The following is a 10077-nucleotide window of genomic DNA, read 5'->3' as shown; positions in this document are numbered from 1 at the left end:
ACACCCTCCCCTTGAGGGGGAGGGTCGCCGCGCAGCGGCGGGGTGGGGTGACGCYGGGCGAAGCGCTCACTGACACAATTGCACGCGGCCCCGGCTGCACCCCACCCCGCCGGGCTTCGCCCGTCGACCCTCCCCCTCGAGGGGAGGGTGAGCTGCGGCGTTTTTCTGCACGTCTTCGCGAGGCCCCTCGCAGAGCCTAGCGCCCAGCGTCAGCTGGATTGCTTCGCTGTCGCTCGCAATGACGGCGAGGGGGCGGCTGGCGCTCGCCTTGATGGTCGGGCGCTGTTCTTCTTCCGGGGAAGAAGGCGCGCGCTGCGGGCGTGCGGACACCCTCCCGTCATTGCGAGCGCAGCGAAGCAATCCAGATGGTTGGCGAAGGGCTCGGCCTACACCCTCCCCTTGAGGGGGAGGGTCGCCGCGCAGCGGCGGGGTGGGGTGACGCCGGGCGAAGCGCTCACTGACACAATTGCACGCGGCCCCGGCTGCACCCCACCCCGCCGGGCTTCGCCCGTCGACCCTCCTCCTCGAGGGGAGGGTGAGCTGCGGCGATTCCCCTGAATCTTTTGCGCGGCAAAGCCGGGCGTGACTCCCACCATCAGCTGGATTGCTTCGCTGTCGCTCGCAATGACGGCGAGGGGTGTTTGGCGCGAGCCTCTACGGTCGGGACGACGTGGCCTTCTCACCCCATCAGCTGGTCGAGCGTGATCGGGAAGTGGCGGACGCGGACGCCGGTGGCGTGCCAGACGGCGTTGGCGATCGCGCCGGCGGAGCCCGTGATGCCGATTTCGCCGACGCCCTTCACGCCGAGGTCGTTCACGTGCGGGTCGTGCTCGTCGACCGTGATGGCCTCCAGCGCCGGAATGTCGGCGTTCACCGGGATGTGGTAATCGCCGAGGTTCGGGTTCATCACCCGGCCGGTGCGGTGGTCGACCGCCGCGTGCTCGTGCAGCGCGAAGGAGACGCCCCAGATCATGCCGCCGAAGAGCTGGCTCTGCACCAGCTTGGGGTTGATGATCCGGCCCGCCGCGAAGGCGCCGACGAGGCGGGTGGCGCGGATCTGGCCGAAGTCCGGGTCCACCTTCACCTCGGCGAAGACGGCCCCGTGGGCGTGCATCGCGTAGGCGCCGGCGGCGGCGGGGTCGGTTGCGGCCGCGCCGCTGTCCTCGATCTGGTCGAGGCCGGCGCGGTCGAGGATCGCGGCGAAAGTCTCGCTGCGGCTCTCGTCGTCGCGGCGATGGAGCCGGCCCTCGCGGGCGATCACGCCGGCGTTGCCGGCGCCGTAGAGTGGCGAATCCGGGTTTTCGGTCGCGAGCGCCGCCAGCTTGGCGATCACGGCCGCGCCGGCGCGGTGGATGGCGGTTCCGGCCGTGGCCGTGTGGGCCGAGCCGCCCGCGATGCCGGCATCCGGCAGGTCGGAGCGGCCGGCGCGGTACTCGATCTGGTCGATACCGAGGCCGAGGCTGTCGGCCGCCACCTGGGCGAAAGCCGTCCAGGCGCCCTGGCCCATGTCATGCGTGCCGCTCTCCACCACGCCCGTGCCGTCGCGCTTGAGGATCGCCTTGGCGTTGGCCTGGAACATCAGGGCCGGGAAGGTCGCGGTGCCCATGCCGTAGCCGACCAGGAGGCCGTCGGCGTCGCGCATCTGGCGCGGCGCGAGCGTGCGCTTCGACCAGCCGAAGCGCTCGGCGCCCTGGCGGTAGCATTCGCGCAGCGCCTTGGACGAGAAGGGCTTGCCCGACAGGGGCTCGATCTCGGCGTAGTTTTTCAGCCGGAATTCGAGCGGATCCATGCCGCAGGCCTCGGCCATCTCGTCGATTGCGCTTTCCAGCGCGATCGAGCCGGTGGCCTCGCCGGGCGCGCGCATGAACAACGGCGTGCCGCTGTCGACGCGCACGGCCTCGTGCGAGGTGCGCAGCGCCGGGCTGGCGTAGAGCGTGTGGGCGATGTCGGAGGCGGGCTCGAAGAAGTCGTCGAAGGTGCTCGAGGCCGTGAGCGTGTGGTGATGCAGGGCCTGGAGCGCTCCGTCGCCGTCGGTGGCGAGGCGCAGCGTCTGGCGCGTGGGGGCGCGGTGGCCGACGGGGCCATACATGTGCTCGCGCCGGAGCACGAGCTTCACGGGCCGGCCGGTGAGCTTGGCGGCCAAGACGCCAAGGATCTGCGGGCCCGCGATGAAGCCCTTGGAGCCGAAGCCGCCGCCCAGGAAGGGCGAGCGGACGAGGATGTTCTTCGGGTCCATGCCGAGAAGGCCGGCGAGGCGGCCCTGCGCCATGGCGAGGCCCTGGCTGGGGGTGTCGACCGTGAGGCGGTCGCCCTCGAAATGGGCCACGATGGCGTGAGGCTCCATGGCGTTGTGGTATTGCGCGGGCGTCTCGTAGGTCGCCTCGACGCGCTTGGCAGCGCCGGCGAGGCCGGCCTCCACGTCGCCGTGGCCGGCTTCGGCCGGGTTGCCGACGCCGACCGTGTTGGGGGCGAAGCGGCCCTCCGTGTCGAGCCCGGCGCGGGCTTGTTCGGTCTCGTAGCGGGGCGCGAGCAGGGCCGCGCCCTCGGTGGCGGCTTCCAGCGTTTCGGCGATCACCACCGCGATGGGCTGGTTGGGATAGCGCACGCGGTCGTTCTGGAGGAGATCAAGCCGGAACATGAAGGGATTGGTCTTGGCGTCCGGATCCTCGGCCAGGGCCGGGCGGTTCTCGGGCGTCATGACGTCCACGACGCCCGGATGCGCCTTGGCGGCAGCAACGTCGAGATGCGTGACGCGGCCGCGCGCGATCGTGCTGACGGCCAAAACGGCGTGGAGCAGGCCCGGGACCACCCTGTCGGCCGCGTAGGGCGCCGCGCCCGTGACCTTCAGCACGCCGTCGCGGCGGGTGAGGGGCTGGCCCATGTTGGAGCCGTGGCGGACATGGGCGGGCGCCTGGTTGAGCTTGAGTTCAGGCATGGTGGGCGCCTCCGGTCTGATGCGCAAAGGGGGAAGCCGGCAGGGCGGGAATGCGGTCGGGGGTCCCGGCGGCGGCCAGCGTGAGGGCCCGGGCGACGATGCGGCGCGCGAGCTCGATCTTGAAGGCGTTGGCGGGGGCGGAAGGCCGCGCCTCCGCCAGCGCGACGTCGGCGGCGCGGCGGAACAGGGCCGCGTCGGGCTTCTGGTCGGCAAGCAGGGCCTCGGCCTGGCGGGCGCGCCACGGCTTCAGGGCGACGCCGCCCAGCGCAATGCGGGCTTCGCCGATGATGTCGCCATCCATCCGAAGCGCGGCGGCGGCGGAGGCCACCGCGAAGGCGTAGGAGGTGCGCTCGCGGATCTTGAGGTAGCGCGAATGCGCCGCGAACTCAGCCGCTTGCGGCGGGAGCCTCACGGCCAGAATCAATTCGCCGGGGTGCAGGACCGTCTCGCGCTCGGGCGCGTCGCCGGGCAGGAGGTGGAAGTTCTCGAGCGGGATCTCGCGCGGCCCGGCGGGGCCGTGGGTCTCCACCACGGCGTCCAGCGCGGCGAGCGGGACGCAGAAGTCGGACGGGTGGGTGGCGATGCAGCGCTCGCTCCAGCCGAGCACGGCGTGGAGGCGGTTGTCGCCCTGGAGCGCGTCGCAGCCGGAGCCGGGCTGGCGTTTGTTGCAGGCGCTGGCGGTGTCATAGAAATACGCGCAGCGGGTGCGCTGCAGCAGGTTGCCGCCGGCCGTGGCGGCGTTGCGCAGCTGCGGCGACGCGCCCGACAGCAGCGCCTCGGCGACGGCCGGGTAGCGGCGCGCGAAGGCGGCGTCATGCGCCAGCGCGGCGTTGCGGACCAGCGCGCCGATGCGGGTGGAGCCGTCCGGCAGGCTCTCGACCGCGTCGAGGCCGGGCAGGCGGGTGATGTCCACCAGCGTGTCGGGGCGGGCGATTCCGCCCTTCATGAGGTCGAGCAGGTTGGTGCCGGCGGCGAGATAGGCCGCGCCCGGCTGGGCGGCGGCCGCGACGGCTTCGGCGGCGGTGGCGGGGCGGAGATATTCGAACTGGTTCATGCCGCCTGCTCCGCCTTGGCGTTGAGGGTGTGATGGGCCTCGAGCACGGCCTCGGTGATGCCCGCATAGGCGCCGCAGCGGCACAGATTGCCGCTCATGCCTTCGCGGACGCGCTCGGGATCGTCGCCGGCCTGTCCCTCCTGGATGAGGCCGATGGCGCTCATGATCTGGCCCGGGGTGCAGAAGCCGCACTGGAAGCCGTCATGCTGGATAAAGGCGGCCTGCACGGGGTGCAGCGTCTCGCCGTGCGCGACGCCCTCGATGGTGAGGATGTCGGCGCCGTCGTGGCTGATCGCGAGCGCCAGGCAGGAGTTGATGCGCTGGCCGTCGACCAGGATCGTGCAGGCGCCGCACTGGCCGCGGTCGCAGCCCTTTTTCGTTCCGGTGAGGTCGAGGCGCTCGCGCAGCAGGTCCAGCAGCGTGGCGCGGGGGTCGTCGAGATCGAAGCGGCGCTGGACGCCGTTCACGGTGAGCGTGAGGGGGCTGCTCATGCGGGGGGTGCTCCGGTTTCAACAAGTTCGAATGTCGGGCGGCCGGGGCGCAGCGGTCGGTGACCGGGCCCGTGGCGTCGACGCGACGAATGAATGCGGCCGATGGAAACGCCGCGCCGGGGAAACGCTCATGTGGCCCGGCGCCGCATCGACCAACGCACTATACGGAGGATGCCTCCGTTTTGCAACTCCGCCCGAAACTTTCAGGATGCCCGTAAAAACCCGGGCGCCTTGGGCCGTCGACCTCCTATAAGAAGCAGGTCGTTCGCAGAAGCAGGGCGCAGACCCGAACCCGTCCCAACGCGATCCGTTGTTGGAGCACATGGAGCACGATCCGCCACCGTCCAGCCCCCGCCCGCGCGCCGACGCCGCACGGAATCGTGAACGGCTGCTCGGCGCGGCGACAATCGTGTTCGGCGCGGGCGGCGCGAGCGCGAGCCTGGAAGCCGTGGCGCGCGAAGCCGGCGTGGGCATCGGCACGCTCTATCGGCATTTCCCGACGCGCGAAGCGCTGTTCGAGGCCGTTTACCGGCGCGAGGTGGAGCAGCTGAGCGAACTGGCCGAGCGCCTGAAGGGCGAGGCCGACCCGGTTGAGGCGCTGCGGCGATGGCTGCGCGCCAATGTGGATTTCGTCGCCACCAAGAAGGGGATGTCGGCGGCGCTCGCCATCGTGATCACGGGCGCGTCGGATCTGACCTCGTCGTCGACGAAGCGCCTCACCGCCGCCGTGAAGGGCCTGCTGGACAGGGCCGTCGAGGCGGACGCCATCCGCTCGGACATCGGTGCGGAAGATCTGCTCCGGGCCCTGGTGGGCATGTGCCTCATTCACGACCAGCCCGGTTGGAAAGCCAGCGTGCTGCGGATGCTGGACGTGATGATCGACGGGCTGCGCAAAACCTGAAGCCGGCGGTCGACCGCGCAAACGCCGGCGCCTTTGCGGCGAATAACCGTGAAAAGCTTCTGCGGGGGCCCTCCCAGCCTGGGCGGAGAGGGCCCGGGCTCGCGGCTATTCGGAATCAACCCCGCATTTGGCGACGTCTGCGCCGGCCTGCTTGGTCTGGTTGGCGAGCTTGTCCTTGCAGTCGGCCGACATGCCGGCCTTCGGCGCGGTTCCATCCTTGATGGAGCCGGTGGTTTCGCCGGACATTTTCTCGCTGGATTGCGCCTGGCCCTTCGCGGCCTCGGGCGACTGGGTCGACGGCGCGGGCATCACGCGGTCCTGCGCCAACGCCGCGCCCGAAAGTCCAAGCGCCAGCGCCACTGCGGCCGTAGCCGGCATTGTCTGAATGAGCTTCATCGCAACCACCTCGCGTTAGCCCCCAGCGCCCGTCAACGCTTCGCAACGAAGTTCGATCCTGCGGGGAGGAGGTTCTTGAGGGGCAGCCCGGTCGTGGACGCCGCAGCGCAAACTTGGCGGCGCTCACCCTGTCCCTCTCCCCTGGTGGGGGAGAGGGAACACGCGGCGCCGGTCAGGGTGACGCGAGGTCGTTCAGGCGTTGTGTGAGAAAGGCCTCAGCGGCGGTGGGCGTGCCGGCGATGGTAGTGGTGGCGGTGCGTGCGGTAGGTGCGAACGCGGGTGTCCTGCGGGATGCCGGCCACGCCCTTGACGCCGCCGACGACACCGCCCGCCACGCCGCCGACGACGCCGCCAACCGCGCCGCCGACGGGGCCAGCCGCCCGGTTACCCACGATGGCGCCGTCCTGCGCGCCGCGTACGACGCCCTGGGCCTGCGCGGTGGATGCAAGACCCGCAAAGGCCAGTGCGGCGCCTGCGATTACGCCAATCAGCTTCATCGTCATGTTGGTTCTCCAATTGATGTGGAGGAAACAGACGCCGGGCGCGAGGGGTTCCTTTATTCGGGGGCAACTTCGGGCGCAGGCGGCGCTGGTTTGCGCGCATGGCGATCGAATAACGGCGGACCAGGTCCTGCCAGCGGAACGCGCGCCATCGGGAGAAGATGGCTGACCTGCTTTTTGCAGTTCCGGTCCAAAACAGTTTTATTGATTATTTAGCGTTAAGTTTCTGCCAGAGCGAGAACACTTCTTATAAAACTCCTCCGTAGTTTGCTGCTGTAGTCTCGAGAACCGGTGGCGACATGAAGATGCTGACCTCGTTTATCGCCGATAAGTCTGGCGCAGCGGGTGTGTTGTTCGCCTTGTCGGCGATCCCACTCACCGTGATCGCTGGCGGCGGCGTGGACCTGGCGAAAGCCACCAATGTGCAGCTGGTCTTGCAAGCGCAGGCCGACTCGGCGGCGATCCGGTTGGCCACCATGGGGCTGCTCGCCACCGGGTCGCAGCGACAGGCCGCCGCCGAGGCGATGTTCACCGAAGGGAAGGCCGCGACCCCGGTCGTGACCGTGAGCTTCAACGGGACGACCACCACCGTCACGGCGACGGGAGCCGTGAAGACGTCGTTCCTGGGCCTCGTCGGCAAGGAGGCCATCCCGGTCGCGGCGAAATCCTCGGCCGTGCTGACGAAGGGCGGGCCGACCTCCTGCATCATGGCGCTCAACCGCACGGCGTCCGGATCGGTGACGATCGCGGGGTCGTCGACGCTGATCGCAGAAGGGTGCGCGATCTACAGTAATTCAGCGTCGCCAAGCGCCATCATGGTGCAGGGCAGCGCCACCGTGCAGGCCGCAGGGTTCTGCGCGGTTGGCGGAGTGTCGAGTTCGGTCGGCCTCGCGCCGGCGCCGCTGACCGGCTGCATGACGCTCGGCGACCCCTTTGCGGGCCTGCAGTTCTCGGTCGGCAACGGCTGCGCCTACAACAACATGCAGGTGCAGCCCAGCCAGACGAAGTCGCTCTCCCCCGGCGTGTATTGCGGCGGCCTGACGATCAAGGGCGCGGCGACGCTCGCCCCCGGCGTCTATGTGATCAAGGATGGGCCGCTGGTGCTGAACAGCCAGGCGAATGTTTCGGGCTCCGGCGTCACCTTCTACCTGCTCGGCTCCAATGCGGGCTTCACGATCAACGCCGGCGGCGTCGTTGCGTTGAGCGCGCCGACCACGGGCGCCTATTCGGGAATGTTGATCGTTCAGGACGCGGCGTCCAATGTGGGCGGCGGCAACACGCTGAACGGCGGCGCCGACATGCTGCTGACGGGCGCGATCTACACGCCGACCCAGTCGATCACGCTTAACGGCGGCAGCAGCTTCGGCCAGAACAGCCCGTTCATGCCGCTCGTGGCCGACCAGATCAAATTCAGCGGCAACACCACCGCCAAGATCGACACCTCGAAGATGAGCACGGTCCAGTCGCTGCCGACCCTGCTCAGCGGCGCGCGTCTCTCTCAGTAGAGGCCCGGCCTCGCTCGCGGGGCGCCGGCCGGGCGGCTTCGATCGGTTTCGCTGATCGCCGGCGTCAAGCAATTCAATTGTTCAGCGCCCCCCGGCGCGTGCATGGTGCGGCCGAGTTCGGAGGCCCCCGATGCCGCGCGCGCTGCCGCTGTCCCATGTCCTGCTCGCGCTTGCCGTCGTGGCGGTGTGGGGCACCAATTTCGTCGTGATCCGCATCGGGCTGTCGCACCTGCCGCCGCTCACCTTCGCGGCGCTGCGCTTCGTGTTCGCGGCGTTTCCGGCGCTTCTTTTCATCCGGCGGCCGGCCGTGCCGTGGAGCCATCTGGTCGCCTATGGGCTCTTGATCGGGGCGGGCCAGTTCGGGCTGCTGTTCATCGCCATCAACGGCTACATCTCGCCGGGCCTCGCCTCGCTGGTCGTGCAGGCGCAGGTGTTCTTCACCATCGGGCTCTCGATGGCGTTCACGGGCGAGCGGGTGCGGGCGTTCCAGATCGCCGCGCTGCTGTTGTCTTGCGTCGGCATCGGGGTGATCGCCGCCAATGTGGACGCGACCACGACGCCGCTGGGGCTCGGCCTCATCCTGCTCGCGGCGGCGTGCTGGGCGGCCGGCAACATGGTCGCGAAGGCCGGCGGCCGGGTGAACATGGTGGCCTATGTGGTGTGGTCCAGCCTGTTCTCGGTTCCGCCGCTGATCGTGCTCTCGCTGTTGTTCGAGGGCTGGCCCGCCATTGCGACCGGGCTGAGGGACGCCGGCCCGACCACCTGGGCGGCGGTGCTGTGGCAGTCGGTCGGCAACAGCCTGTTTGGCTACGCGGCCTGGGCCTGGCTGCTGTCGCGCAATCCCGCGGCCTCCATCACCCCGATGGCGCTGCTCGTGCCCGTGTTCGGCATGGGGGCGTCCTGGCTCTGGCTGGGCGAACCGATGCCGGGTTGGAAGCTGCTCGCGGCCGGCCTCGTGCTCGGCGGCCTCGCCATCGGCCTGTTCTGGCCACGCATCGCGGCATGGCGCGAGGGTGCGACACGGCTGCCGTCCTCGGCGGGGTGAGAGGCTGGCGGGTTCACCTCACCGTCATTGGATCCGCCTCGCCGTCACCCCCGGCGACCTGCGCGCCGCCGGGGATGACGGCGAGAGTGGAGCGCTGCACCGTCATTGCGAGCGACAGCGAAGCAATCCAGTCTAATGGCCCGGCTGTTAGACTGGATTGCTTCGCCTCCGGCTCGCAATGACGGGAGGGTGTCTCGTGTTTCGAGTGCATCCTTGACCCGTCCCGCTGTCATCCCCGGCGACCTGCGCAGCAGGTCGGGAAGGGGATCCAGGGCAAAGGCGCTCACCCCTGGATCCCCAACCCGGCGCTGCGCGCGGCCGGGGATGACGGAGAGAGTTGAGCCCTCCACCGTCATTGCGAGAGACAGCGAAGCAAACCAGGCAAAAAGCCTGGCTGTTAGACTGGATTGCTTCGCCTGCGGCTCGCAATGACGGTGGAGGGGCTGGCGCTTAACGACCGCGCGGATGTCTGGCTCAAGCCGCCGTGAGGCCTTGAACCTTGTGGCGGCGGATGAGCTCCTGCACGAGGCCGGTGCGGCGGGCTTCGGCGACGAAATCGACCATGTATGGGAGGGCGGCTTCCTTGGCGCGCGGGACGCCGATGGCCTGCTGCACGGTCATGAAGCGGCCGTCGAGAATGCGGCTGCCCGGCACGGCCTTCTGGTCGTCGATGAGGCGGGCGCGGAGGCCCGCGAGGGCGTCGAGGTCGTGGGTGCGGAAAGCTTCCAGGGCGTCGTCCATTGTGGCGACGCGGTGGATTTCGGCCGCTTTGAGGTTGAGGTCGAGCCAGAGGCCGAAGGCGGTGCGGTCGGCCGCCGCGATGCGCCCGCCGGGGGCGTCCACGTCGGCGACAGTCTGGGCGGTCGATTTCTCCGGCACCAGATAGGTGGCCTCGATCTCCGCGTAAGCGGGCGTGAAGGCGATGACCTCCGCGCGCTGCGGCTCGGCCCCGATCAGGGCGACGTCCCACTCGTCCTTCCCGGCTGCGTCCGCGACCTGTGCGGGGTTGGGGTAGGGCACATATTGGAGCCGCAGGCCGAGGCTGTCGGCCAGCGCGCGCGCCATGTCGGGCGACACGCCGGCGGGGCCGCCATCCGGTGTGCGGCGCGAAACCAGCAGGAAATTGGACAGGTTGATGCCGGCGCGCAGCACGCCCGTGGGGGCGAGCAGGGCCGCGATGCGGGCGCGTTCGGCGGCGGGGAGGGGGGATGTCATGTGCGTTCCCGGGGGTTTGGACGAAGCGACGGCCG

The 10077-nt window shown here is 69.8% G+C and carries 9 protein-coding genes; 3 read left to right on the top strand and 6 right to left on the bottom strand.

Translation table 11 applies throughout. The features are described 5' to 3' along the window. Positions 1–679 precede the first annotated feature (679 nt). From AC1DSZ_RS23125 to AC1DSZ_RS23115, 3 genes are read right to left on the bottom strand one after another with little or no spacing between them, the layout of a single operon-like run. Complete coding sequence (locus AC1DSZ_RS23125) at positions 680–2935, bottom strand: xanthine dehydrogenase family protein molybdopterin-binding subunit (RefSeq protein ID WP_476840663.1); 2256 nt, start codon at positions 2933–2935, stop codon at positions 680–682. Beyond that, positions 2928–3989, bottom strand: coding sequence for an FAD binding domain-containing protein (locus AC1DSZ_RS23120; RefSeq protein WP_476840662.1), 1062 nt, complete (start codon positions 3987–3989; stop codon positions 2928–2930). The genes AC1DSZ_RS23125 and AC1DSZ_RS23120 overlap by 8 nt, the downstream gene beginning before the upstream one ends. Next, a complete protein-coding gene (locus AC1DSZ_RS23115; protein ID WP_476840661.1) occupies positions 3986–4480 on the bottom strand; it encodes a (2Fe-2S)-binding protein in 495 nt (164 codons plus the stop codon). Before AC1DSZ_RS23115 ends, AC1DSZ_RS23120 begins: the two co-directional genes overlap by 4 nt. 322 nt (positions 4481–4802) lie before the next feature. Here AC1DSZ_RS23115 and AC1DSZ_RS23110 point away from each other — a divergent pair, with 322 nt between their 5' ends. Next, on the top strand, positions 4803–5381 hold the full coding sequence (locus AC1DSZ_RS23110; RefSeq protein WP_476840660.1) for a TetR/AcrR family transcriptional regulator: 579 nt from the start codon (positions 4803–4805) through the stop codon (positions 5379–5381). 105 nt (positions 5382–5486) lie between these two features. Here the strand turns inward: AC1DSZ_RS23110 and AC1DSZ_RS23105 are convergent, their stop codons facing one another. Together AC1DSZ_RS23105 and AC1DSZ_RS23100 are read right to left on the bottom strand one after the other, a co-directional pair. Further along, on the bottom strand, positions 5487–5777 hold the full coding sequence (locus AC1DSZ_RS23105) for a hypothetical protein (protein ID WP_476840659.1): 291 nt from the start codon (positions 5775–5777) through the stop codon (positions 5487–5489). 215 nt (positions 5778–5992) lie between these two features. Next, positions 5993–6280 carry a hypothetical protein gene (locus tag AC1DSZ_RS23100; protein ID WP_308469376.1) on the bottom strand — a complete coding sequence of 96 codons (288 nt, stop codon included), beginning with the start codon at positions 6278–6280 and terminating at the stop codon, positions 5993–5995. A gap of 296 nt (positions 6281–6576) precedes the next feature. Here AC1DSZ_RS23100 and AC1DSZ_RS23095 point away from each other — a divergent pair, with 296 nt between their 5' ends. Further along, complete coding sequence (locus tag AC1DSZ_RS23095; protein ID WP_476840658.1) at positions 6577–7782, top strand: TadE/TadG family type IV pilus assembly protein; 1206 nt, start codon at positions 6577–6579, stop codon at positions 7780–7782. 130 nt (positions 7783–7912) lie between these two features. Further along, the gene (locus tag AC1DSZ_RS23090) at positions 7913–8827 is read left to right on the top strand and encodes an EamA family transporter (RefSeq protein WP_476840657.1); all 915 of its coding nucleotides are present in this window, start codon (positions 7913–7915) and stop codon (positions 8825–8827) included. Positions 8828–9301: 474 nt separating this feature from the next. On the opposite strand, the gene AC1DSZ_RS23085 is transcribed toward AC1DSZ_RS23090, so the two are convergent. Continuing rightward, the gene (locus AC1DSZ_RS23085) at positions 9302–10042 is read right to left on the bottom strand and encodes a transporter substrate-binding domain-containing protein (protein ID WP_476840656.1); all 741 of its coding nucleotides are present in this window, start codon (positions 10040–10042) and stop codon (positions 9302–9304) included. Positions 10043–10077: the final 35 nt, after the last annotated feature.

The organism is Alsobacter sp. P4_H11, assembly GCF_056400925.1.
Note: the sequence above shows the minus strand (reverse complement) of the source record. Positions and strands in the feature narration are given on the sequence as shown.

Bases quoted from the DNA above. Each gene is read 5' to 3' on its own strand.
- AC1DSZ_RS23125 (WP_476840663.1), bottom strand. From the start codon at position 2,935: ATGCCTGAACTCAAGCTCAACCAGGCGCCCGCCCATGTCCGCCACGGC.
- AC1DSZ_RS23120 (WP_476840662.1), bottom strand. From the start codon at position 3,989: ATGAACCAGTTCGAATATCTCCGCCCCGCCACCGCCGCCGAAGCCGTC.
- AC1DSZ_RS23115 (WP_476840661.1), bottom strand. From the start codon at position 4,480: ATGAGCAGCCCCCTCACGCTCACCGTGAACGGCGTCCAGCGCCGCTTC.
- AC1DSZ_RS23110 (WP_476840660.1), top strand. From the start codon at position 4,803: ATGGAGCACGATCCGCCACCGTCCAGCCCCCGCCCGCGCGCCGACGCC.
- AC1DSZ_RS23105 (WP_476840659.1), bottom strand. From the start codon at position 5,777: ATGAAGCTCATTCAGACAATGCCGGCTACGGCCGCAGTGGCGCTGGCG.
- AC1DSZ_RS23100 (WP_308469376.1), bottom strand. From the start codon at position 6,280: ATGACGATGAAGCTGATTGGCGTAATCGCAGGCGCCGCACTGGCCTTT.
- AC1DSZ_RS23095 (WP_476840658.1), top strand. From the start codon at position 6,577: ATGAAGATGCTGACCTCGTTTATCGCCGATAAGTCTGGCGCAGCGGGT.
- AC1DSZ_RS23090 (WP_476840657.1), top strand. From the start codon at position 7,913: ATGCCGCGCGCGCTGCCGCTGTCCCATGTCCTGCTCGCGCTTGCCGTC.
- AC1DSZ_RS23085 (WP_476840656.1), bottom strand. From the start codon at position 10,042: ATGACATCCCCCCTCCCCGCCGCCGAACGCGCCCGCATCGCGGCCCTG.